This is a genomic window from Sorangium sp. So ce726 (assembly GCF_051521405.1).
Classification (GTDB): domain Bacteria; phylum Myxococcota_A; class Polyangia; order Polyangiales; family Polyangiaceae; genus Sorangium.
Window position 1 is genome coordinate 25,143 of the sequence record NZ_CP150349.1, and the last position, 24,091, is coordinate 49,233.

The window sequence follows — 24,091 nt, forward strand, 5'->3', positions numbered from 1 at the left end:
TGGTCCGGCGCTTCGGTGGCGTGCGCGTTCGCCGCGTTCGTGGCGGGGTGCTCGCCGAACAGGTGCGACCGGTCCGAGGAAGCGAACCCGCCGATCGAGTTCGTCGAAGCCACACCGGAGGGGGGCATCTACGAGACCTCGGCGCCGGACGGCGAGCTCCTCTACTTCCCGGGCGGCATGCGGTACGCGCTCAAGCATCACCTCGGCGCGCGCCCGCGATGGTGGCAGGTGTACCTGTCGTTCGAGCGCGACGGCACGAAGAGCGGCGGGACGCTGGCGCAGGCGGCGGGCAACCAGGCCGAGGTGCCCTGCGTGGACGACCAGCACCTGATCGTCGTCAACGGCAGCTGCTCCGAGTACTGGCTGCGGGTGGTCGCCGGGGGCGCGATCGGCGCCGATGACGGCGCGACCGGAGCCGCAGGAGGCGCGGCCGGCGCCGACGGCGATGGGATGGGCGCCGCCGGGGGCACCGTCGTCAACAGGTGTTACGGCGACGACGCCGATGTCGGCGGTGAGAGCGCGGAGCCCTAGGGCCCGCGCTCCTAGGCGTGCGCCGCCGCCTGCCGGGCGAACTGCAGCCGGTACAGCTTGCTGTAGACGCCGCCCGCGGCGAGCAGGTCCTCGTGCGTGCCCTGCTCGACGACGCAGCCCTTGTGGAAGACGACGATGCGATCGACGGCGCGGATCGTCGAGAGGCGGTGCGCGATGATCAACGCGGTGCGCCCCTCCATGGCTCCCTCGAGGGCACGCTGGAGGCGCGCCTCGGTGTCGCTGTCGACGTTGGCCGTGGCCTCGTCCAGGATGAGGAGCGGCGGGTCGCGGTAGAGGGCCCGGGCGAAGGCGATCAGCTGGCGCTCGCCAGCGCTGAAATTGCTGCCGCGCTCGAGCACGGGGGCGTCGAGCCCGCCCTCGCGCCGCTCGAAGAGATCGAGGGCGCCGATGCGGTTCAGCGCGTTCACCACCTTGGCCCGATCGGGGATCGCGTCGCCGGCCGCGATGTTGGTGAGCACCGTGCCCGGGAACAGGAACACGTCCTGGGGGACGACGGCGAACTGGCGGCGCAGCTCGTCGCGAGGGTACGCGCTGACGTCGCGGCCGAAGACGCGCACGACGCCCTCATCGACGTCGTAAAGGCGGAGCAGCAGCGAGGCCACGGTGCTCTTGCCGGCGCCGGTCGCGCCGACCAGCGCGACCTTCTCGCCGCGCCTCGCCGCGATCGACACGTGCCGCAGCACGGGCACGCCCGGCTTGTAGCCGAAGCCGACGTTGTCCAGCTCGAACGCGACGCCCTCGTCCGCTGCCCTCGCCGCGTCGCCGCCGCTCGTCGCCGCCGCCGTCGCGTCCTCGTCCTTGTTGTCGAGCAGCTCGAAGACGCGCTCCGCGCCGGCCATCGCGGACTGCAGCAGCGTGTACCGAGCCGAGAGATCGCGGATCGGGACGAAGAACATGTCGATGTAGGCGACGAAGGCGAACAAGGTCCCGAACGAGATCTCGTCCTTCAGGCTGTTCACGCCGGCGTACCAGAGCACCGCGGCGATGCAGACGCTCGAGACCATCTCGATGGCGGCGTCGAGCGTCGCGTCGAGCACGATCGAGCGGTTGTTCGCGTTGCGGTACGCCGCGTTGATCTCGTCGAACTCCTCGGCCGAGCGCTCCTCCCTGGCGTAGGCCTGCACGACGGCCATCCCGGACACCTGCTCGTTGAGGTACGCGTTCATCCTGGCCGTCTTCGCCCGCACCTCGCGGAACGCGTCGCGCATCCGCCGCCGCGTCCAGTTGACGCCGAGGGCGACAGGGGGGACCGCCGCGAAGGCGAGCAACGACATGCGCCAGTCGAGCGACACCATCACCGCGACGATGACGGCGAGCCGGAGGAGATCGCCGAACGCGTTGAGCGCGCCGGACGCGAACATCTCGCCGATCGCGTCCACGTCGTTCGTCACGCGCGTGACGAGCCGGCCGACCGGCGTGCGATCGAAGAACCCGAGGCGGCGGGTGTGCAAGAAGCCGAAGACGCGCAGGCGCAGGTCGGCCATCGCGCGCGCGCCGGCGAGCTGCATCAGGTAGAGCTGCGGGAAGGCGAGCGACTGCTCCAGGAGCATGACGCCCGTGAGCAACAAGCCGCTGCGCGTGAGGTGATCGAGCCCGCCGGGCGTGTCGAAGGCGTCGAGCGCGTCGCGCATGATGAGCGGGCGCAGCAGCGCCAGCAGCGCCGTGACGACGAGCAGCGCCAGCGACAGCGCGAGGTGCGTGCCCTGCGGGCGCACGAACGGCCACAGCCTCAGCAGCATGCGCGCGTCGTACGCCTCGCCGAGCCGTGACTCCTCGTGGAACCGGCTCAGCACGTCCTCGGTGCGGCTCGCCTTCGTCGCCCCGCGGCCCTTGGCTGTCGCCGCCTGCCCTGGCCGCCGCGGGCCCGCGCCCGCCTCTCCTGCGGCCGAGACGCCGCCCGATTTCGACCGCATCGTCGCGCTGTCTCCGTGAGCCGGCTGTGTCACGAGAGCCCCACCGGCTGCGAGGACGGCGACGCCTCGAAGGTCGCGAGATCCTCTTCGAGCTGCTGCTCCTCGGCGAACGACGCGTAGATCCCGCCCGCGCGGACGAGCTCGTCGTGCGTGCCGCGCTCGACGACCCGACCCTGCTCCAGCACGACGATCGCGTCACATCGCCGCGCAGCCGCGACCCTGTGGGTGATCAGGATGACGGTCCGTCGCGCGGCCTGCCGCTCGATCGCCTCGAGGATGGCCTGCTCGGTCTTCGCGTCGACGGCGGAGAGCGGATCGTCGAGGACGAGGACGTTCGGCTCGCGCACGAGCGCGCGCGCGAGCGCGACGCGCTGGCGCTGTCCGCCGGACAGCTGCACGCCGCGCTCCCCGACCACGGTATCGAAGCCGTCAGGCAGCGAGAGCACCTCGTTCAGCACCTCGGCCTCGGCGGCGGCCGCGCGGATCGTCTCGAACGCGGCGGGTGAATCCGGATCGTCGAGGGAGTAGCCGATGTTGCGGGCCACGGTCGTCGAGAAGAGGAACGCATCCTGCTGCGCGTAGCCGATGCTCGCGCGCACGGTGTCGAGCGGCAGGTCGCAGATGTCGACGCCGTCCAGGAGCACAGAGCCGCGCGGCGTGGGCATGAGCCTGGCGAGCAGCGTGGCGATGGTGCTCTTGCCCGAGCCGGTGCGCCCGACGATGGCGAGCGAGCCGCCCGCTTCGACCTCGAAGTTCACGCCGTCGACCACCTTCCTCGCGCCGTGGGAGAACGTCAGGTCCTTGACGGAGATGGCGCCGCGGACGACCTCGGGGGCGGGCATCGGGCCGCTCACGACCTCGGGGATGGCCTCGAAGATCGCCTTGAGCCGGGCGTAGCCGGCGCGACCGCGCTGGACGATGGCGGCGACGAAGCCGAGGGCGAGCATCGGCCAGGTGAGCCGCAAGAGCGCCAGCCAGAAGGAGACGAAGTCTCCCCGCGTCATCTGCTGCTCCAGCACGAGCTGCCCGCCGTACCAGAAGACGATGAGCACGCCGACGGAGCTGATGGCCCCCATGAGCGGCGCCATGGAGCCACGCAGCTTCGCGAGCGCGAGGCTCTTCTCGAGGTAGCCCTGGTTCGTGCTCGTGAACGCGGCCATCTCGGACGCCTCGAGCGCGAACGAACGGACGACCCTGACCCCTGCGAGGCTCGCGAGGACGCGGTCGCTCATGGCGCCGATCGCCTCCTGGTTGTCGCGGGTGCGGACGAAGAGCTTGGTCGAGAACGACCGGGTGACGAGCATCAGCGCGGGCATCGTCAGGAGCGCCGCGAGCGTGAGCCGCTTCGAGATGTGGAGCATCACGTACAGGGCGCTCGTGAACGCGAAGATCGAGCCGACGACGTTCAGCAGGCCGAAGCCGAGGAGGAGGCGGACCTGCGTCAGATCGTTCGTCGCCCGGCTCATGATGTCGCCGGTCGGCATCTTGCGGAAGAAGGCCGGCCCGAGCTTGTGCAGGCGCGCGAGCAGGATCGCCCGGAGCTCGTACTCGACGTTGCGGCCCGCCGTGAAGATGGTGACCCGCGAGAACACGCGCATGATCGCGGCGCCCACGCTGACCGCGAGCATGAGGAGCGCCGCATGCGCGGCCTCGTTCGACTGCGCCTTCACGGCGGCGTCGACGGCGTCCTTGACCAGGAAATCTCGCCTGGCCATGAGGAACTGCTGCGCTGCGAGCAGCGCAGCGCCCGTCAGGTAGAGCGGAAGCTTGTGGCGGAACTGCGCGCCGAGGCCGACGGGGTAGGTTGAGGGATCGCGCTTGACCATTGCGTGGGGGGCCGCGCGGCGACGCTCAGCGCGCCTTGCGCGGCGTCGGCGCGAGCGGCTTGCGGTGCGACGTCGAGAGCGCGGGCCGATCTCTTCCATCGACCACGAGCTCGAGATCGTCGAGCTCGAGCCTCGTCGAGAGCAGGCCGAGCAGGACGCGCGCGCCTCCGCGCCCGTCGAGCTCGCTCACCACGCCGATCTTGTCGCCGAAGGGGCCTCGTCGCACGCGGACGCGGCTGCCCTTCTCCAGCACGCCGCCCTTGGCGGGCTCCGGGGCGCCCTTCGCGGCAGCTTCTGGCTCGACGGACGGACCGCGCTGCGCTCGCGGCGCATGATCGGCCGAGGGCTTCTGCGGAGCCTCGGCCTTCGCTTGCTGCTCCGCTTCGCCGTGCGGCGCTCGTCGGGCCGGGGCGCTGCCCTCTCCGACCCGCTTCAGCGAGGGCCGCGGCTCTCCGCCGCGGCCAGCGCCGGCGCTGGCGACGGCGTTGCTCGACGACTTGAACAGCGTCGCCAGGGTCGGTCGGCGGGCGGGCAGGGCGGCCTCGACGCGCTCATCGCCGCGCGCTCGCGCCTGCTCCATCGAGCGCTCTCGCGCTCGCGCCTGCTCGGAGCGCCATCGCTCGTTCTCGGCCTCGATCTCGGCGTGGGCGCGCGCCCGCTCCTGCTCGATGCCCTCGAGCTTGCGGTCGAGCGCGATGCGGTCGTTCTCGCGCGACCACGCGACGAGCCGGTAGATCGGGGCGAGCGCGACGAGCGCGTCCTCGAGCTGCTCATCGAGGATGTCGGCGTGCTCGACCGCTGTCTCGCGAGGGACCGCCCACCCGATCCAGAGCGGCACCTGGCCGTCGGCGGCGCGGCGGAGCATCTCGGCGATCGCGTCCGGGGTGGCCGCGCTGCAGGCCACGCGATCGCCGCCGGCGGCGCCGAACGAGAACTGCTCCGGGAGCGCGTGGAGCGCGCTCGTGAGCTCCGCGGAGAGCGGCGAGGCTGGCGCGCCCGTCGCCTCCTCCGTCGCCGAGAGGCGAGCCCGGAGGTTGTCGACGTCCACCTTCGCGTCCGGGTGGACCGCGAAGCACACCTGCACCTCGCTCTCCGAGATGCGCAGCGCGAGGAACGCGTGCCGCGTGAAGGGGCTCGGATCGTCGATCGCGTCGGAGATCGAGCGGCCGCGGTCGAGGAGGCGATCGAGCTCGTCTCGCGCCGCCTGATCGCGCCAGAAGAAGACCCACTGACAGTCGGCCCGGTGCTTGTTGCGGATCGAGGGGTGCTCGTCCGAGCCATGGACATCGACCGAGATGCCGAGCTCGGCCAGCCGGGCGACGACGCCGCGCGCCCAGGCGAGCGCGCGCTGCTTCACCTCGAGGCGGGGGCGTGAGTAGGCCTTCGATGTCGCTTTTTCGGCGGCGTACGCGTCGAAGTCACGAGCGGTGAGGTGCAGGGAGGGATGGCTCATTGCTTCGACTGGTTGCGATGCGCGGCGTGGGCGGATGCTGCTCGTGGTCCGTCACGGGAGGAGCTGAGCTCCTCGTGAAAGTCGCGCGGATGGTATCGTGAGGAGCTTCGAAATCAAAGCTCCGCGCCGCGCGATCGATCCTGGCGTTGCGTGGAGGCGGCACGCTTGACCGCCCTGACAAGCATGTCACCGTAGGCACTCCCGTGCCCCATCAAGAGGGCGATCCCACCGATATCACGTAGAACCCCGCGTAAATCGCGCTTCTCCAGCGCAGCGGGGCAGCTCCCGGGCGCTCCAGTCACCCGAGTCATCCGAGTTACCCGAGTCACCCGAGCCCGTGAGCCTGCGAGGCCCGTCGGCCTGACGAAAGAGGAATCATGGAACAGCATCGAGACGAGCACATTGTCTGCGCGAGCTGCGGCACGTCGTTCCTATTCTCGGCTGCGGAAGCTGCCGTCTACGCCGAACGGAAGCTCGCGGCCCCGCCCAAGCGGTGCCGGACTTGCCGCCGCGCGCGCAAGGACAATCGAGGGGAGAGCGGATCGCCGGCTCGCGCAGCGGAGCGCCAGCGCCCTGGTCCGGCCCGAGGTGCCGGGGGGCATCGCGGCCTGGCGCGCGGTGACGGCCAGCCTCGGAAGCCCCGCTACACGGGTGACGTGAACGAGTACCGCAGCCCGATGCAGGACGCGTACTCGGGGCTGACGCCCGCATGGGCGGTGCCGAGCCACTACCCGAACCGTCCGCGCGGCGGCGCGCCCTTCCGGGATGATGGCAACTACCGCGCCCCCTCGTTCGCCGGTGATCGCCGCGCTGCAGCGCCGAACCGCGCCCCGGCGCAGCAACCTCGCGCGCCCCGCACTCGTCCGACGTTCTCGATCACCTGCAAGTCGTGCGGCTCCGAGGGCGAGGTCCCGTTCAAGCCGGTCGAGGGCCGCGACGTGTTCTGTCAGGCGTGCTACCGCGCGCGCAAGCCTTCCTGAGAGACGCCTCCAGCGACGCGCAGCCATCGCGCTGCGGCACATCTCCGAGCGCCGGCCGCTCCTCGTGCGGCCGGCGCGCTGAACGATGGCTAGCGTGCAGCCCTAGAGGCTGATCTCGCAGGCGAGCTCGGAGGTGAAGCCGAGCTCGCCGAGCGTGATCGTGACCTTCACGCCGCCGCCGGACGCGCGGCGCGCTGTCTCCTCGACCATCCCCACGACCCACAGGCGGAGCGGCAGCGAAGCAGGGTCGAAGTCGCCGATGTGGAGCGTGACCCGCCCGGTCGGGCCCGTCGCCACGCGCCACGAGCCGAACGTGAAGAGCCGCGACCAGATCGAGGTCCCGCGGCGCATGAGCGACGCGATGTCGGTCAGCGGGCGAGCGAACAGCGTGCGCACGAGGCTGTGCAGCTCGCCGCCGACGCCGAGCCTGCCGATGTCGCGCCAGCGCTCGAGATCGCGCAGGACCAACGATGTCGCGAGCTCCATGTAGGCGTCGAGCGCCTCGAGATCGTACCCGACGAGCGCGTTGATCGAGTCGTGCTTGAAGTCGTCGGCGTAGCGGAGCGGCATCTGCGAGACGACCTCGTCGCGCGCGCTCCTCCCGTACTCATCGACGATGGTGCGATCGACGCTCCTCAGCACGGGGCCGCGCACCTGGTACTGCCCAGCGAAGCGCGCCGGCAGCGGCCGGACCGGGGTGACGTTGGGCCGCCGCGTGTCGCGCGTCCGGTTCATCAGGGAGCCGAAGTCCGCGCTGCGGACCGTCGGCTCGGCCCGGTGGCCGAGGTCGGCGCTGCGCACCGTGGGCAGCGACTCGCCGCGCTGCGAGAGCATCGTGGGCTCCGAGCCTCGGTTTCGCAGCGCGTTCGAGAGCGTCACGCCGGGCGCGGGCTTCGCTGGCTCCGAGGACGGCCGCATCCCGGGCGGCGCCTCGGTGACGCGCCCGCCCGGCACGATCGACGGCGAGATGCGCATCGGCGGCGGGGGGTTCACGTCGAACCCCGGGCGCGATCGATCGCGCGAGGACGAGAGGCGATCGCGCTCGTTCTCCGGAGCGTTCCCCAGGCTCAGGGCCATCCGCCGCTGCACGTTGATCAGCCTGCCGAGCGCCGTCGTCCGTCGCGGCGGATCAGGCGCGACGCGCTCGAGCTCGCGGACGACGTCGCCGGCCGTCTGGAACCGCTTCGCGGGATCCTTTTGCAAGAGCCGCTGCACGATCGCCTCGAGCCGCGGGTCGACGGTCACGCCCGCCGAGGCGAGCGTGGGCACCTCGGCGTGCACGACGCGGAACGCGGTCGCGACGGCGGTCGGCGCGCGGAACGGCCGCGTGCCGGTGAGCACCTCGTAGAGCAGCACGCCCACCGAGAAGAGATCGCTGCGACCGTCGAGCGGCGACTCCCCCGTGGCTTGCTCGGGCGACAGATAGTCGGGCGTCCCGAACACGACGCCCGTGCGCGTTCGCGGCGAGGGACCATCGGAGTCGAGCACCTTGGCGATGCCGAAGTCGAGCAGGCGGACGACGGCCGAGCCGCGGCTCGGATCGAACGCGATGAAGATGTTCTCGGGCTTGAGATCGCGGTGGATGATCCCCGCGCGGTGCGCGGCGTCGAGCGCCTCGAGCACCGGGATCGCGACGCCGACGGCGGCCTCCATGTCGAGGCGACCGAAGCGCGCGAGCGCCATGCCGAGCGACTCGCCGTCGAGGTGCTCCATCACGATGTACGGACCGAGCTCGCCGACGCCGGCGTCGATCACATCGACGATGTTCGGGTGGCGGATCCGGTTGACCGCCTGCGCTTCCTGGAAGAACCGGTGGGAGAGCTCCGAGTTGTCCGCCAACTCTGGGTGGAGGAATTTGATCGCAACGGCGCGACCTGCGAGCACGTGCTCCGCCCGGAACACGTCGCCCATGCCGCCCCCGCCGATGCGCTCCGCGAGGCGGTACTTGTTGTCGACGAGGAGGCCGGGGGTCGGGGGTCGAAACGCCATCTGCTGCCGCTGGCGGGCGAGGGACCAACGTCATGGTCCCCGAGAACACGCGCCCCTGTAAAGGGTTGGGAGGCACGGCCCTCCCGAAAGCCAGATCCTATTCCTTCGGTGCGCGCTGCGGCTAGGTTACCTGCGTCAGGTGTGGGGCGGATCGCAGCGCGAAGTGACTTGCGCGTGGCAAGATCACGGTTCGGGTGCATTCTTCCGCAGTTCGGCGATCTGCTGGGCGATCTCCGCGAACCCGCGGCCCATGGGAAGGGACGCCACAAACTGCGGGGGGACGGACAGCTTGCCGAGGTGGGCGCGTACGTTGGCCACCCCGAAGGTCAGCACAAATGCGGCGAAGGCAACGCCGTCGTTGCCGCTGTCACCGACGAACGCGTAGCGGTGCCGCGCCCGGGTGGGATCCTCACCGAACCGAGCGGAGAGCAGGCGCACAATCCCCGTGGCCTTGTCCGACGGCTCGCGCGTGAGGTGGAGGTGGACGCTCGATAGCAGCGTCCTCACCCCCCGCTCGCGCAGCTCGGCGCGCATCTTCCGCACGTCTTCCGGCGGGACATGCCGATGCTCCCCGATGTCGATGGTAACGTCGGTCACCCTCTGGTCGTTGTCGTCCGCGAGCGCCGCCGCCGGAAAACGACGCACCATGTCATTGGCGAGCCCGATGAGCTCGGCCCGACGGGCTCGCCGCGTGTCGCGGTCCAGGTCGTCGAGCGTGACGACGCGGCTTGCGCCAGCGCGCGGGGCGTGCCCTTCCCGATGGCCGGCGACGGCGCTGTCCTGCTCACGGACCAGCGCGACGGCTCCGTTTTCGACGATCGTCGCGTCGATCGGCCACTGCCGCTGGAGCACCTCGCCCCAGCCGGCGGGCCTGCCGGTGCACGCGATCAGCGCGAGGCCCGTCTCGCGTAGACGGAAGAGCGCTGCGTACGCCGCCTCGGTGAGGGCGCCGTGATCCAGCACGGTGTCGTCAAGATCGAAGATCACCCCGGCGAGGGCGCGCGCGGCGTCGGGAGGCAGAAGGGAGAGCGGCTTCATCGGGCGATCGTCAGAGCGCGTCGATGCGCGCGATGAGGCTCTTCAGGTAGAGCCCCTCGGGGAAGGCGGCGGGGACGGGGTGATCCCCTCCCTGGAAGTGCCGGTCGAACACCGCGGCCTGCATGCGCGCGTCGCGCGCGCCGAGCGCGAGCACCCGGGTCAGATCGTCGAGGCTCACGGCGCTGGAGCAGGAGCACAGCACGAGGACGCCGCCCGGGCGCGTGGCCCGGCACGCCCCGGCCGCGAGGCGCCGGTACGCCGTGAGCGCGGTGTCCTTGGTGGCGCGGGTGCCTGCGAGCTTCGGAGGGTCGCAGATGACGAGATCGTAGCCCTCCTGCCTCGACGCGTTCTGGAGCGACTTGCGGGCGTCGTCGCGCGTGAACTTGATCCGGTCGAGGAGCCCGTTCTCCCGCGCGCACTCCGCCCCGACCTCGATCGCCGTCGCGCTCTCGTCGATCGCGAGCACCTCGCTCGCCCCGCCGCGGGCCGCCGCCATGGCGAACGTGCCGACGAAGCAGAAGGCATCGAGCACGCGCCGGTTGTGGGCGAGCTGCTCGACGCGGGTCCGCAGCGTCCGCTGGTCCAGGTAGAACCCGGTCTTGTGGCCGAGCGCGAGCGGGATCGTGTACCGCAGCCCTCGCTCGACGAACCGGAGCTGATCGAGCCCGGGATCGCCGCGCACCACGCCCGCGTCGGCGGTGAACCCCTCCAGCTTCGCGAGGGATTCCGGGGTCCTGTCCACGATCGCGCGGGGCGAGAGCGCCGCCTGGAGGGCGTCGAAGATCACCCCTTCGCGGCGCTTGATCCCGATCGTCCCGAGCTGCACGACTACCACGTCGCCGAACAGATCGACGATGAGCCCGGGAAGGCCGTCCCCCTCCGCGTGGATCAGCCGGAAGGCGTCGGTCTCATGGCCAGGCGCCCGCGCGGGCAGGCCGAGCTCGCGGCGGTGCGCGATGGCGCGCTCGATCCGGTGCCGGAACAGGGCCGCGTCGATCGGCCTGTCCTCGCGCGTGTACATGCGCACCGGGATGGCCGAGCGCGGGGTGTAGAGCCCGCGCCCGAGCACGCTGCCGTAGGGGTCGGTGACGACGACCTCGTCCCCGGCCACCGCGCCGCCCTCGATGCGCGCGATCGCCTGAGCGAACACCCAGGGATGCCCTGACCACACCGGCCGAACATGACCCTGCTTCAACGTAACCGTAGGCATGATGGAATCCGATTGGTCTCGATGTTGGCGGGGCTCCCGACGGGGGCGACCGCGCCGTGACCTTTGCCGTGGGAGCTAGTACCCTGCGGAACGGCGCGCGTGTGAACCTTCCGCCACAGCGTGCCGTGGCGGCCGATGCACGCCGGCGTGCTGCGTGGCCATGGTGACGACGATCCCGCAAGATGGTCGATGGCATCCCGGTTGCTAACTTCCCTGCACCGAAGAGGAGTCGCCCGATGCGCCGTTGCTTGACCCATGCCCTTGTTGCGGTGGCGATGACCGCGCCGATGAGCGCGTTCGCGCAGGAGGACAGCAACTGTCCTCCTGGCGCGTGGTTCTGCGAGGAAGTGGAGCCGCCTCGCGATACCGTCGCGGAACCGCCGCCCGTCGCTCCTGCCGAGGCCGCGCCTGCCGAGGCGCCGCCGCCCCCGCCGCCTGCCCGAGGCGCCGCCCGTCCGGCCCCGCCGGTCGTCGTCTACGAGACCTCGCCGTCGGGCCCGCCTCCTCAGGTGATCGTCGTGGCGCCTGGGGCGGCCCCTCCGCCGCGCGTGATCGTGCGTCGCGTGGCGCCCCCGGCGCCGCCTCCGGCGGTGAAGCGGCGCTGGCGGCGCCACTGGGGGATCAACCTCCGCATGGAAGGCGTCATGCTGGGGCGCGAGCACGGCGGCGCGGAGGACGCTGGCATGGGAGGCGTCGGGATCAGCCTGCGCTACCGGCCCGTCCCGGCGTTCGCGATCGATGCAGGCGCCGACTTCCTCGCGGGCACGGACTACAACGGCGACCAGCGGACCGAGGTGCCGCTCTCGCTGAGCGGGATGCTGTTCGTCAACCCGCGCAGCCGCACCCAGTTCTACTTCATGGGCGGCCTGAACATCGCGCACGCCGAGGTCGATCGCTCCTCGAGCGAGGTCGCGGCCGGCAGCACCGAGTTCGCTCCGGACACGGAGTACGACTATTTCGGCGCGCACGGCGGCATCGGCCTCGAGTTCCGGCTGTCCCCCCGCATCGCCCTGAACGTCGATGCGCTCGGCTTCGTGCGCAGCCGTACGGACGATGGGCTCGTTCCCGAGTTCACGGATCCCGACACCGGCCGGACGACCAACACGTCGGGCGGGGGGCTCTTCCGCGGCGGGCTCAGTATTTACTGGTGAGCGGCTCGTCATAGCCTCCTGTCCACCCTGACCGTGCGGTGTTCGCGTCCGTTCTGCTCTCGGCCAGGCTCTCGTCGCGGTCGCGGTCCGGACCGTCTCCACGCGGTATAACGCCGCATCGTGCCCCAGGCCTCGATCATGCGCGCGCTCCGTAGCCGCGCCCCGCTGTTCCTCTCCCTCGCTGGCGGCGCGACGTTCGCCCTCACGGCGCCGCCGACGGATCTGGTCCCCGCCGTCATCGTTGGCCTCGCTCTGCTGGCGGCCGCCGTCCACGACGCCCCGACGGTCTGGCGCGCCTTCGGGCGCGGCGCTGTCTGGGGAACGGCGGCGGGCGTCGTGGGCCTGCGCTTCGTGCCGGAGGTCATCCAGCGGTTCACGCCCCTCGGCTCGGCTGCCTCGTACCTTGCGCTGGTGCTGCTCGCGGCCGCCCAGTCGCTGGTCTGGGCGGTCTGCGGCGGCATCACGAGCGCGCTCATCCGGCGGCTGCGCGCTTCCCTCGAGCTCGCCTTTGCGACCGGCGTGTTCGCCGCCGTGGCCATCCCGACCGTCTTCGGCTGGACTCCTGCGGGCCTCATGAGCCCCTGGCCGGCGCTCGTGCAGCTCGCCGATCTCATCGGCGAGCGGGGCGTCTCCGTGCTGTTCGCCGTCGGGGCGGCGTTGCTCACCCGCGCCGGCCTGGCCGCCTCGGGGAGGGCGCCGGGCGGGCGGCCGCTCGAGCGCGCGCCCGCGCAGGAACCGCGGCCCGTCCGCCTTCGGTTGCCCCGCGCGATCCTCTACCCGGCGCTCTCGAGCGTCGCGCTGTTCGGGTTTCTCGCGGTCTACGGCGCGCTGCGGATGGCCGCGGTGGAGCGCGCCAGCGCCGGCTTACCAACCGCGCGCGTCGCGCTCGTCAACCAGGCCGTCGGGCCTCACGAGCGCTGGCAGGCGAAGAACCACCCGCGGATCCTGCGAACCCTGCACGAGCTCACCCGGGAGGCCGAGGCCGGCGGCGCAGAGCTCACCCTCTGGCCCGAGGCGGCGTACCCTTACCCCCTCGCGCACAGCGCCCGGCAAGCGCCGCGCGGCGGTCGAGCGATCGTGGGGCCCGGCATCCGCGGCCCGATCCTCGCGGGGCTCATCACCCAGGCGCCGCCCGTGAAGGCCGCCGACGGCGTCGAGGAACGGAACAGCTACAACTCCGCGACCCTCGTGCTCCCTGATGGGAGCATGCAGCCGACGCAGGACAAGCTGCAGCTGCTCTGGTTCGGCGAGACGGTGCCGGGCGGCGCTTACCTGCCCTGGCTGCGGCGCATCTTCCAGAAGAGCGGCGGGCTCGTCCCGGGCGCGGAGCCGCGCGCCCTCACGTTGCCCCGCGAGCACGGGCCCGCGCTCCGGATCGGGGTGCTCAACTGTTACGAGGACACGCTCACCGGAGTCGGGCGGCGGATCACCGGGGCGCTCGCCCCGAACCTCCTCGTCAACATCACGAACGACGCCTGGTTCACCGGGAGCGCCGAGCCCGAGCTGCATGCGAGGCTCGCGGTCATGCGCGCCATCGAGCTGCGCCGCGATCTCGTGCGCGCCGTGAACCTCGGCGTCGTGTCGTGGATCGACGCTCGAGGCGTTGTGCGCAGCCGCGACGAGAGCGCTGCACCGGGGGTAACCTTCGCGACCCCCTCGGTCAGGGACACGCCGCTGACGCTCTACACCCGCCTGGGCGACGCACCGACGGCGCTGCTGCTCGCCTTCGCGAGCGTCACTTGCGCGCTCCGGGCGCGACGCTCCACAGCGAAGGCTCTGCTACGAGCCCGTGGCGTCAGCTCGGGGGCGCGGCCGCCGGCGGGGCCGCCGGAGCTCGCGTCGCCCGATGCGGCGACGCAAGCTGCGGCCACGGACGCGCCGCTCAGCCGTCCTTGAGCGCCTTGACGGGCGCCGCGCGGAGCTTGCGGCTCGCCGGCTTGCCCTTGATGGTCATCGGCTGCTTCGTGAACGGATTGACGCCTTCCCGGTCCTGCGTGGCCGGGATCTCCTTCGCCTTGATCTTCACGAGGCCCGGAACCGTGACCTCGCCCGGCCCCTCCGGACCGAGCTCTTTCTTCACCAGCTCGCCGAGCGCATCGAGCACGCTGGCCACGGACTTCTTGTCGAGGTGGGTGGCCTCGGCAAGACCGACGATCATCTGCGCCTTGGTCAGCTTGTTCGAACCGGGCATGTCTCCTCCAAGTCGAAAGGGGGCGTCCGTTTAACAAGCGAGGTTTCGCATCGCAAGCGATAAGTCATCGCGCCCCCGTCTTCTTTGGCCTCGCGGTGCTGCGATGTGGCTCGATTCCAGTGGCGCTGTTGCTTCGCGACGCCGCCGCGACCTCGAGCTCCCGGGTCAAATCCGTCATTTCCCGCTCTTCTGCGTCGGTCTTGTGGTCGTAGCCGAGCAGGTGGAGCAGGCCGTGCCCGAGCAGCATCGTGATCTCGTCGAGCAGCGGACGATCGCGCTCGGCGGCCTGCCGCGCGGCCGTGTCGATCGAGACGATCACGTCGCCGAGAAGACCGCGCCATACCGATGGATCCACGGGACCTCGCCGGCCGCGCCTGCGCGAGTTGGCTCCGTTCTGGTCGAGCATCGGGAAGGCGAGCACGTCGGTCGGCTTGTCCTTGCGCCGGTAGCTGCGGTTGAGCTCGTGGATGGCTTCGTCGTTCACCAGGGCGACGGAGAGCTCCACGCCCTGCAATGCGAGGTGGGAGAGCATCTTGCTCGCCCGCCGGCGCACGACCGCTGTCGACACCCCCTTGAAGGGCCCTCCCTGCGTCGTGACGGACACGACCGCGGGGGCCGCCGGGCGGCTCCCGCGGCGCTTCGTCCCCGAGCTCTCCTTGCGCTTCTCGGCCACGGGATCGCTATACCAGCTCGGGGATCTTCTTCGCATCTGCCAAGAACTGCGCGAGCCCGACGTCGGTGAGCGGGTGCCTGGTCAGCTGCTTGATGACCTTGAGCGGCATCGTCGCGGCGTGCGAGCCGATCATGGCGGCCTGCACGAAGTGGACGGGGTGCCGTACGCTCGCGGTGAGCACCTGCGTCGAGATGCCGTAGTTCCTGAAGATGGTCACGACCTGCAGGACGAGATCCATCCCGTCTCCCGCGGCGTCGTCGACGCGCCCGACGAACGGCGACACGTACGTGGCCCCAGCCTTGGCCGCGAGCAGCGCCTGGGCGGCCGAGAAGCAGAGGGTCACGTTCGTCTTGATGCCCTCGGAAGCGAAGACCCGGGCGGCCTTGAGCCCCTCGTCGATGAGCGGCACCTTGACCACCACGTTCCGGTGAATCTTCGCGAGCTCGCGACCCTCGCGGAGGATCGCGTCCTTCTCGACCGCCACCACCTCGGCCGAGATGGGGCCGTCGACCACCTCGCAGATCTCCGCGATCGCTCGCTTCGTCGGCTTGCCGGCCTTGGCGAGGAGCGACGGGTTGGTCGTGACGCCGTCGATGACCCCCATCGACTGCGCTTCCTTGATTTCCGCGATATCCCCTGAATCGATGAACACCTTCATGATCCTGCCTCCGGGAGCCGATGGATCGGCCCTTAGGCGGTGTTCATGCTGGGGTCAGATACCGAGGAGCAAGGGCCTGACAGGGGCCCTCGCTGCCTCGTTCTAGCTGTCGGGCGGAGCGGGCAGGGGGCGCCGGCTCAGGCCGTCGCCTCGTCCTCGCCGCCATGGCACTTGTTGAACGGCTTGCCGCTGCCGCAGGGGCACTCCTGCTCCTGCATGACGGCAGGCTGCGGGAGCGCCGGGGCGGGGTTCGCGCCGATCGGGAGGGACTCGTCGTGCTGCGCGACCGCGTCGAGCAGCGCCGCGGCGTGCCGCTCGCGATCCGCAGCCTCGATCTGCGCCTCTTCCTGCTCGGCGCGCCTGACGTTCACGCTGAAGAGCTTCGTGACCACGTTCGAGGAGACGCGGGCCACCATGTTGACGAACATGTTGTAGCCCTCCTTCTTGTACTCCTGCTTCGGGTCCTTTTGCCCGTAGCCGCGCAGACCGATGCCGTCGCGGAGGTGGTCCATATCGGTCAGGTGGTCGACCCAGGCCTTGTCGAGCTCCTCCAGGTAGAGGTGGCGGAAGATGCGCAGCGACAGCTCGACGCCGATCTCTTCCTCGCGCTTCTCGTACGCCTTCTCGGCGCGCTCGTAGAGCTCCCGCGCCAGCGTCTCCTGGTCGCCGATGTGCGCGATGTCGTCCGGCAGCTCGACGCCGAAGTGCTCGCGGAAGCCCTGGAAGATGCCGCCCCAGTCCCAGTCCTCCGGCGGCTTTCGGGCCGGGCACGACTCTTCGACCATCGCGCCGATGATCCGGTCCATCAGATCGAGCAGCCGCTCGCGCTGCTCGGTGAGCGCCAGGGGCATGAGCTCGGAGCACTCGTCGTAGATGTCGAGGACCTTGTCGGCGCGCGTCTCGAGCTCGATCTTCACGCCCCAGCGCGTGTAGATCTCGCGCTGCATGTTCTCGAGCTCGACGAACCGCTCCGTCTTCTCGAAGTCCTTTCGCACGATCTCGCGCCGGTTGCCGTCAGCGTCGAGCGGCATCACCGGGTCGTTCGCGAACATCCCGAGCAGGTAGCCGACGTCCGGCCGGACCAGCTCCACGATGGACGCGAGCGGCTTGATCGTCCGCTTCTCGCCCGTCGGCTTCCCCTCCTCGTCGATGATCTCGGGAGAGTAGCGGCCGACGAGCAGCGACTGGCGCATGTCGTAGATCGTCTTGCGCTGCGCGCTCATCACGTCGTCGTACTCGAGCAGATTCTTGCGGATGTCGAAGTTGCGCTCCTCGACCTTCTTCTGCGCGTTCTCGACGCTCTTCGTCACCCACGGGTGCTCGATGGGCTCGTCGTCGGGCATGCCCATCCGCTCCATCAGGTTCTTCACCCGATCCCCGGCGAAGATGCGCATGAGGTCGTCCTCGAGGGACAGGTAGAACTTCGACGTCCCGGGGTCACCCTGACGGCCGGCGCGGCCGCGCAGCTGGTTGTCGATGCGGCGCGACTCGTGCCGCTCGGTGCCCAGGATGTACAGCCCGCCGATCTCGCGCACCTCGTCGCCCTCGGCGGAACACTCCTTCTTGAGCTCGTCGACCAGGGCCTCGAACGCGTCGGGCTCCGCCTCGGGCTGGCGGTTCTGCTCCTTGAACTTGAGCTTGGCGAGCATCTCCGCGTTGCCGCCCAGGATGATGTCCGTCCCGCGACCCGCCATGTTGGTCGAGACCGTGATGGCCCCTTTGCGGCCTGCCTGCGCGACCACGTAGGCCTCGTTCTCGTGGTGCTTCGCGTTCAGCACGTTGTGCTTCACGCCCCGCTTCGTCAGGATCCGGCTGATCGCGGTGCTCTTCTCGACGCTCGTCGTGCCCACCAGGATCGGCTGGCCGAGCTCGTGCTTCTCGAGGATCTCGTTGATGACCGCCGTGAACTTCTCCTTCTCGGTCTTGTAGACGAGATCCTCGTAGTCTTTGCGGACGATCGGCTTGTTCGTGGGGATGATGACGCAGTCGAGCTTGTACGTGCTGTGGAACTCCGCCGCTTCCGTGTCCGCGGTGCCGGTCATCCCGGAGAGCTTCTTGTACAGCCGGAAGAGGTTCTGGAAGGTGATCGTCGCCATCGTCCGGCTCTCCTCCTGGATCCGGACGTTCTCCTTCGCCTCGACGGCCTGATGCAGGCCGTCCGACCACCGGCGCCCCGCGAGGACGCGGCCGGTGAACTCATCGATGATGAGCACCTTGCCGTCGCGTACCATGTAGTTGACATCGCGCTTGTAGAGCGTGTGCGCGCGCAAGCACTGGTTCAGGATGTGCAGCGTCTCGAGGTTCACCGGATCATAGAGGTTCGTGCCCTTGAGCACCTGGAGCGAGGCGAGCAGCCGCTCTGCCGTCTCCACGCCCTCGTCGGTCAGCGTCACCGAGTGCGCCTTCTCATCGACGGCGTAATGCTCCTCGTTCCGGAGCTGGGGGATCACCTCGTTGATCGTGCGGTACTTGTCGCTCGAACGCTCCCCCTGCCCGCTGATGATGAGCGGAGTCCGCGCCTCGTCGATGAGGATGGAGTCGACCTCGTCGACGATCGCATAGTGCAGCGGGCGCTGCGCGTACTCGAGCGCCGAGAACTTCATGTTGTCGCGCAGGTAGTCGAAGCCGAACTCGTTGTTCTGGCCGTACGTGATGTCGCAGCGGTACGCTTGGCGCTTCTCGGCGTCGCCCTGCTGGTTGACGACCACGCCCGTCGACAGGCCGAGGAAGCCGTACAGCTTGCCCATCCACTCGGCGTCGCGCCGCGCCAGGTAATCGTTCACCGTGACGACGTGGACGCCCTTGCCCTCGAGGGCGTTCAGATAACAGGGGAGCGTCGCGACCAGGGTCTTGCCCTCGCCGGTGCGCATCTCGGCGATGCAGCCGTTGTGGAGCACCATGCCGCCGATGAGCTGCACGTCGTAATGGCGCATCTTGAGGGCGCGCTTCGACGCCTCGCGGCAGACCGCGAACGCCGGGACCAGGATGTCGTCCAGCGTCGCCCCGTTGGCGAGCTTCTCCTTGAACTCCGCCGTCTTTGCTCGGAGCTGGGCGTCCGAGAGCTTCTGCAGCTCCGGCTCCATCCTGCCGATCGCCTCGACCCGGGGTCGCATGCGGCGGATGGCACGCTCGTGCGAGGTGCCGAAAATCTTCTTCATCGCCCAAGTGAACATCTTTACGTGCCTTGGCTCCGCGGCGGTCAGGTGGGAGGAGAGGGTCCGGCCGAGGAACGCGAACGTAGTCGCGCCGCGGGCGTCGCGCAATTCCAGGACCGCGCGCGCGGTCGACGACACCGCCGACACGATCCGCCCGAGGCTCTGCAGCCCGGGCCCCGTCACGCGTTCGTCGCCGGATCCGCGCGCTGGCAAACGCTCATCCTCGCGCCGCGCGCCCAGCGGACCACGACCGTCCCGGGCCACCGGGGGGAGGCGTCCCGGGGCGGCGCGTCACGCCGCGAGGTGGTCGAGTCCTCCAGGCGTCAAGCCGTGGTGCACGAGGGGGGACTCGAACCCCCAAGCCTCCCGGCGCCGGAACCTAAAACCGGTGCGTATACCAATTCCGCCACTCGTGCGCGCGGACGCTTGTGGCACCCTACGCCAGCCTCATCAAGCGGGAAAATCAGTTTGCTGCGTTGCGCCGAACGCGTCAGGGCGGGGTGGCGCGAGCGGCCCGAACGTGTGGCCTGCGGTACGTCGAGCCTGGAGCAACCGGCGGATCGGCGGACCGCGCCGCCCTGGAGGGCCCGCAAACCTGGGCTGGCCCGTGCGCACGAACCGCCCACCGACGGTCAGGGACGCGGTGGGCAAGCCGACAGGGTGGGGGGGCGCTCTTCGTCGGGGCGGAGAGACGCCGCGGAGGGAGCGCGAAATGGGCACAGCGGCGGCCCCGGGGTCGGCGGGGCAGCCTCACCGGCAGCGACGCTCCGACGAGCGCGTTGCCGCCGAGAACAGGGGAAACGAGGCCCAGGCGACGGCGGCGCCTCGCCTTCGGCACGTGCGTTGCGAAGGGGGGACCGTCCGCGGACGCGGATGCTGCCGCTGAACGACGGAGGGGGCGCGCTCGTCGCCGTCCTCGTCGATGCGGCGCAATTCGACTGCAAGCCGCAGGGATACCCGATGACGTACCAACCGAACGTTCTCCTCCTCGATCAGGACCATGTCCTCCGGAGGGCCACGGCGCTCCTTCTCTGCAATCGCGGCGCGCTCGTCAGCCCGGCCGCGACCTTGGAGGAAGCGATCTCCCTCTCCCGCGAGCGCGTCTACGACGTCGCGTTGATCGATCTCGCCCCCGGAACGAAAGGCGTCCGGGAGATCCTGGGCCGCCTGCGGCGCGAGGGCACGATGCCCCGGCGGGTGATCTTCTGTGCCGACGAGCCGGTCTCGTGCGACGGCACGGACGACGTCAGCGAGGTCCTGCTCAAGCCGTACGCCTTCGGTCGGCTGCTCAGCATGATCTTCGTCGACCTCAGCCCCCGGGCATCCACGCAGTCGGGGGTCTTTCCTCGCCTCCGCCTGGTCCAGGGTGAACGCGCCGACCTGGAGGGGAGCCGTCCGAGCGCGCCTCGCGCTGCGGCGGGTGCGGAAGGCGTGGAAGGCCACCCCGCCGAGCGGCGCACCTTCATCGAGCCGAACGGCGCCGCGGTATACCGGCTCCAGCGCAGGCCCCGAAGCGGCCCCTCCGGGCGGACGCTCAGGCCGTCGCGGCGTGCGCCTCGAGGTGCTCGCCATCCCGGATGACGATCCGCCGCCGGTCAAACGCGATCAGGCCGGCGCGCTTCAGCTTGCCCAGCAGCAGGGTGACCGTCTCGCGGGTGGACCCGATCAGCAGCGCGATGTCCGCGTGCGTGAACGGGGCCGACACCAGCTGGCCAGCGGTGTGGGGCTGCCCCCATCGCCGCGCGGCGGCGCGGAGGAACTCGATCAGGCGCGCTTCGACCGTGCAGAGGAGCAGGGAGCCGAGGCGCGCCTCGGTCTCGAGCTTGCGCGCCACGAGCGCCGCCGCGAGCGCGCCGCGGAGCGCTGCGTCGGAGGCGAGCTGTCGCTCGAGACCGGCGAGCGGCACCACGAGCGCGTCCCCCTCGTCGAGCACCGTCGCGCTCTCGGAGGAGACCGTCGCGCCCGCGAGCGCGCCCTCGCCCACGAGGTCGCCAGGCCCGCGGTGCCCGAGCGGAACCACCCGACCGTCGGCGACGCGCTCGACCTTCACGCGACCCGCCCCGATCAGGAACAGGTGCCTCGGCGGCGCACCCTGCTGGCAAACGCACTGCCTGCGCGCGAGCCGCTCGACCCTGCCGAGCTCGAACAGCCCACGCCGGCTCGGTGAGGCCAGCGAGGCGAGGGGCGAGCGAGACAGGATCCGCTCCTTCTCGACATCCTGCGAAGCGCCGCCGCGCGCGCCCTCCATCCCGTGCCCGTGCGTAGGTCCGCGCACCTTCGGCTTTCCCATCGCGCCTTCGCCCAACCTTTCGGGATTTCAAGCCTCCCGATCGGCGGCCGATAGTGCAACGATCGGCAGATGGGGGCCAATCCGAACTGGCTGCGGGCAGAGCTCCGCGCGGGGCGAAAAATCTACCGCGGCGAAGGCTGAAACCATGTTCAGCGGTGTAGGATGCAAGCGCTGCGCTATTTTTTGGTGCAGACGTGAAAGCAAGACCCGGGCCGCTGCCCCGTTCGATGCTACGTTGGGGGTGAGGCCACCAATGAGACACTCGATGGCACGAACCTCGCGCAATGCCCCGGCCCCCGTTTGGCGGGTGGCGCTGGCGGCGAACTGAGAGAAGGAGCTCCTCATGGGCATGGAGATGAAGCTCCAGTTCAAGCTGTCGCAGCAGCTTGTGATGACCCCGCAGCTGGTGCAGGCCATCCGGCTGCTGCAGCTCTCACGGCTCGAGCTGGTCGACGAGATCAGGAAGGAGCTGGACGGCAACCCGGTCCTCGCGGACGACATGACCGACCCGAAGGCGCGGGACGGCGACAAGGGGGATCAGCGGGGGAGGAACGCTGACCTGCCGACGGAGCAGCGGCTCGAGAACGGCGAGCGGTTCGACCGAGACACCGACATCGCGGCGCGCGAGACGGAGAAGCGGGTCAAGGAGGTGGACTGGGAGCAGTTCCTGGAAAACAGGCAGCTCCAGCAGGCCATGCCCGCGCACCGGGGCGGCTTCGAAGAGCTGCCGCCGATCGACCAGAACCTGACCAAGCCGTCGAACCTGCGCGACCACCTGCTCTGGCAGCTCCAGATGAGCGATTTCGTCGAGAACGAGCGGCAGTTCGCGCTGCTCGTCATCGGCAACCTCGATGAGAAGGGGTACCTCGACCTCAAGGGGGGCGAACGTCCGGACGGCACGAAGGGGCCCGACATCAGCCTTGTGGACCTGGCGCGGGAGGCGGAGCTCCACCCCGAGGACGCCGAGGAGGTGCTGTCGATGATCCAGCGCTTCGATCCGGTCGGGGTCGCGGCCCGCGACCTGTCGGAGTGCCTGCGGGTGCAGGCGGAGGTGCTCGGCTTCGACGACATCGAGATGGCCATCATCAAGGACCACCTCCACAACGTGGAGCGGCGCAACTTCCCCGCGATCGCGAAGGCGCTCAAGATCCCGCTGGAGGACGTCTACGACGCGGTCCAGGAGATCCAGAAGCTGGAGAGCGTGCCGGCGCGCAACTTCGCCGAGGTCGACGAGAAGACCATCGCCATCACCCCGGACGTGTACGTCATCAAGGACGGCACCCAGTTCGTCGTCACCGACAACGACAAGGGGCTCCAGCGGCTCTACATCAACGAGAACCTCGCCCAGCGGATGCTCAGGGACCCGAAGGCGAAGGAGTTCATCAGCGAGAAGCTCCGGAGCGCGCAGTGGCTGATCCGGGCCATCGAGCAGCGGCGGCGCACGATCATCAAGGTGACCGAGTGCATCGTCGAGAAGCAGCGCGAGTTCCTGGAGCGCGGCGTGGGCTACCTGAAGCCGATGATCCTCCGGGACGTCGCCGAGTCGGTCGGCATGCACGAGTCGACCATCTCCCGCGTGACGTCGAACAAGTACGTGCACACGCCCCAGGGGCTCTTCGAGCTGAAGTACTTCTTCAACTCATCCATCCACAGGGTCGCTGACGAAGACATCGCGTCGGAGAGCGTCAAGCAGGCGATCAAGAAGATCATCCTGGCCGAGGACAAGTCGAATCCCTACAGCGACCAGGCGATCGTCAAGATCCTCGAGGAGACGGACGGCATCAAGATCGCCCGCCGCACCGTGGCCAAGTACCGCGAGATGCTCGGCATCCTGAGCTCGTCGAAGCGCAAGAAGATGTTCTGAGCCGCGGCGGCCGGCCGCGGTCGCCCATCCCCCTGCCACGCCGATCCTCACGGCCCCGAGCCATGCCCGCCGAACCGATCACGGCCGCCCAGATCTTCGAGCGCTTCTTCGCGCCGCTCTACCCGCCCGACGCGCTCGCCGACCTGGCAGGCGCGCGCTCCACGGACGCGAATCCGGCAGGAAACCCGTCGATCCTGGCCCAGATCGACCACGCAGCGGAGGTGTTCGCCCGCCTCGCGCCCGCGGCGTTCGGCGCGCCCGACCTCGGGCTCGACTTCTCCGATGCGTCGGTCCACCGGCTTGGCGCGGCGCTGACGCGCGAGCGACGCGACGCCTGGCTCGCGCCGGCAGGCGGCCCTTCCGGCGCGCGCGGATCGAGCGGCGCGTCGGCGGTGAGCGCGGGCGGCGATCCTCCCATGCTCGTCACCCTCGTGACGCACGGGGCGCTCTACGTCGGGGCGTGCGTCGTCAAGAATCACGGCGGGAAATGGCAGGTCCGGAGGCCCCTGTGGGAGTCGCTGGTCCGGCTCGAGTCGAGCGCAGGGACGGGCGATCTCGCGATCTTCCAGTGGTGGCTCAAGGCGCTCAGCGACGAGGAGATCGGCCGCGGCAGGCTCGTGGATCGCTACCGCACCCACGTGGAGGTGCCGACGTTCGACGCGGAGCGGCTGCCGATCATCGCCGCGGGCGACCGGCGGATCCCGAAGCTCGCGAAGGTCCGTTACGACACGCTCTACAAGCACCTCCGCGCGCACCTGCCGGAGCTCAGGTCCGTGGGCGACGATTTCCCGTCCGCGGAGCGCTTCGAGGAGCTGGGCTTCAAGAGCATGGAGTTCGCGCTGCTCGGCGGCGGGCGGATGCTCCTCATGCATGGGGCGACCGCGGACGGGGTGCACCTGCTCTGGCTCGACGCGAGCGGCTTCGTGAAGTCGCTTTACTACCCGGCGGACAGCTTCCCCTCCCACGTGGTCCAGATCGAGGGCCAGAAGATCCGGGTGATCGTGCCCGTCCGCGGCGAGACCCAGATGCACGAGATGCTCTGGTGGGGGGCGTAGCCGTGCGCCGCGAAGCGGCGCGCGCATCGGGCTGACGACGCGCCGCGCACCGGGCTGACGACGCGCCGCCTGGCGGCGCGCGCGCCGGGCTGA

18 protein-coding genes, 1 tRNA gene and 1 pseudogene are annotated in these 24,091 nt (G+C 70.2%); 8 read left to right on the top strand and 12 right to left on the bottom strand.

Annotation, left to right across the window (positions count from 1 at the left end; genetic code table 11):
* The first annotated feature begins 15 nt into the window (after positions 1-15).
* Positions 16-531 (top strand): hypothetical protein, encoded by a 516-nt coding sequence (locus WME79_RS00085; RefSeq protein ID WP_437530687.1) that lies wholly within the window; start codon positions 16-18, stop codon positions 529-531.
* 11 nt (positions 532-542) lie between these two features.
* Here the strand turns inward: WME79_RS00085 and WME79_RS00090 are convergent, their stop codons facing one another.
* Genes WME79_RS00090 through WME79_RS00100 form a run of 3 tightly spaced genes read right to left on the bottom strand, consistent with a single transcriptional unit; the run spans position 543 to position 5,744 of the window.
* The gene (locus WME79_RS00090) at positions 543-2,465 is read right to left on the bottom strand and encodes an ABC transporter ATP-binding protein (RefSeq protein WP_437530690.1); all 1,923 of its coding nucleotides are present in this window, start codon (positions 2,463-2,465) and stop codon (positions 543-545) included.
* Between the two features lie 29 nt (positions 2,466-2,494).
* Positions 2,495-4,291: an ABC transporter ATP-binding protein gene (locus tag WME79_RS00095; RefSeq protein WP_437530693.1), complete on the bottom strand. Its 1,797-nt coding sequence runs from the start codon at positions 4,289-4,291 to the stop codon at positions 2,495-2,497.
* Between the two features lie 25 nt (positions 4,292-4,316).
* A complete protein-coding gene (locus WME79_RS00100; RefSeq protein ID WP_437530696.1) occupies positions 4,317-5,744 on the bottom strand; it encodes a hypothetical protein in 1,428 nt (475 codons plus the stop codon).
* Between the two features lie 377 nt (positions 5,745-6,121).
* Here WME79_RS00100 and WME79_RS00105 point away from each other — a divergent pair.
* A pseudogene (locus WME79_RS00105) lies at positions 6,122-6,262 on the top strand (zinc-ribbon domain containing protein); the annotation flags it as partial.
* 138 nt (positions 6,263-6,400) lie between these two features.
* Positions 6,401-6,724 (top strand): CxxC-x17-CxxC domain-containing protein, encoded by a 324-nt coding sequence (locus tag WME79_RS00110; protein WP_437540108.1) that lies wholly within the window; start codon positions 6,401-6,403, stop codon positions 6,722-6,724.
* 102 nt (positions 6,725-6,826) lie between these two features.
* Here the strand turns inward: WME79_RS00110 and WME79_RS00115 are convergent, their stop codons facing one another.
* From WME79_RS00115 to WME79_RS00125, 3 genes are all read right to left on the bottom strand, one after another.
* Complete coding sequence (locus WME79_RS00115; RefSeq protein WP_437530699.1) at positions 6,827-8,713, bottom strand: serine/threonine-protein kinase; 1,887 nt, start codon at positions 8,711-8,713, stop codon at positions 6,827-6,829.
* Between the two features lie 183 nt (positions 8,714-8,896).
* Positions 8,897-9,751 carry an HAD family hydrolase gene (locus WME79_RS00120; protein WP_437530702.1) on the bottom strand — a complete coding sequence of 285 codons (855 nt, stop codon included), beginning with the start codon at positions 9,749-9,751 and terminating at the stop codon, positions 8,897-8,899.
* Between the two features lie 10 nt (positions 9,752-9,761).
* Positions 9,762-10,961: a class I SAM-dependent rRNA methyltransferase gene (locus WME79_RS00125; RefSeq protein WP_437530705.1), complete on the bottom strand. Its 1,200-nt coding sequence runs from the start codon at positions 10,959-10,961 to the stop codon at positions 9,762-9,764.
* Positions 10,962-11,197: 236 nt separating this feature from the next.
* Between WME79_RS00125 and WME79_RS00130 the strand changes: the two genes are divergently transcribed.
* Positions 11,198-12,112, top strand: a complete 915-nt coding sequence (locus tag WME79_RS00130; RefSeq protein ID WP_437530708.1) for an outer membrane beta-barrel protein — start codon at positions 11,198-11,200, stop codon at positions 12,110-12,112.
* 138 nt (positions 12,113-12,250) lie between these two features.
* Positions 12,251-14,008, top strand: a complete 1,758-nt coding sequence (lnt, locus tag WME79_RS00135; RefSeq protein WP_437530711.1) for an apolipoprotein N-acyltransferase — start codon at positions 12,251-12,253, stop codon at positions 14,006-14,008.
* Here the strand turns inward: lnt and WME79_RS00140 are convergent.
* From WME79_RS00140 to WME79_RS00160, 5 genes are all read right to left on the bottom strand, one after another.
* The gene (locus tag WME79_RS00140; protein ID WP_272097071.1) at positions 13,995-14,303 is read right to left on the bottom strand and encodes an HU family DNA-binding protein; all 309 of its coding nucleotides are present in this window, start codon (positions 14,301-14,303) and stop codon (positions 13,995-13,997) included. The two genes, lnt and WME79_RS00140, sit on opposite strands and share 14 nt — an antisense overlap.
* A 64-nt stretch (positions 14,304-14,367) precedes the next feature.
* Positions 14,368-15,012: an rRNA maturation RNase YbeY gene (ybeY, locus tag WME79_RS00145; RefSeq protein WP_437530715.1), complete on the bottom strand. Its 645-nt coding sequence runs from the start codon at positions 15,010-15,012 to the stop codon at positions 14,368-14,370.
* Complete coding sequence (gene fsa / locus WME79_RS00150; RefSeq protein ID WP_437530718.1) at positions 14,984-15,634, bottom strand: fructose-6-phosphate aldolase; 651 nt, start codon at positions 15,632-15,634, stop codon at positions 14,984-14,986. Before fsa ends, ybeY begins: the two co-directional genes overlap by 29 nt.
* A gap of 137 nt (positions 15,635-15,771) precedes the next feature.
* On the bottom strand, positions 15,772-18,807 hold the full coding sequence (secA, locus tag WME79_RS00155) for a preprotein translocase subunit SecA (protein WP_437530721.1): 3,036 nt from the start codon (positions 18,805-18,807) through the stop codon (positions 15,772-15,774).
* Positions 18,808-19,120: 313 nt separating this feature from the next.
* Positions 19,121-19,205 (bottom strand) — tRNA-Leu (locus WME79_RS00160).
* Positions 19,206-19,662: 457 nt separating this feature from the next.
* Between WME79_RS00160 and WME79_RS00165 the strand changes: the two genes are divergently transcribed.
* Positions 19,663-20,370 carry a response regulator gene (locus WME79_RS00165; RefSeq protein ID WP_437530724.1) on the top strand — a complete coding sequence of 236 codons (708 nt, stop codon included), beginning with the start codon at positions 19,663-19,665 and terminating at the stop codon, positions 20,368-20,370.
* Here WME79_RS00165 and WME79_RS00170 read toward each other — a convergent pair.
* Positions 20,324-21,079 carry a Crp/Fnr family transcriptional regulator gene (locus tag WME79_RS00170; protein WP_437530727.1) on the bottom strand — a complete coding sequence of 252 codons (756 nt, stop codon included), beginning with the start codon at positions 21,077-21,079 and terminating at the stop codon, positions 20,324-20,326. The two genes, WME79_RS00165 and WME79_RS00170, sit on opposite strands and share 47 nt — an antisense overlap.
* Positions 21,080-21,422: 343 nt before the next feature.
* Between WME79_RS00170 and rpoN the strand changes: the two genes are divergently transcribed.
* Positions 21,423-22,943, top strand: coding sequence for an RNA polymerase factor sigma-54 (gene rpoN / locus WME79_RS00175; protein ID WP_437530730.1), 1,521 nt, complete (start codon positions 21,423-21,425; stop codon positions 22,941-22,943).
* 62 nt (positions 22,944-23,005) lie between these two features.
* Positions 23,006-23,998 (top strand): hypothetical protein, encoded by a 993-nt coding sequence (locus WME79_RS00180; RefSeq protein WP_437530733.1) that lies wholly within the window; start codon positions 23,006-23,008, stop codon positions 23,996-23,998.
* Positions 23,999-24,091: the final 93 nt, after the last annotated feature.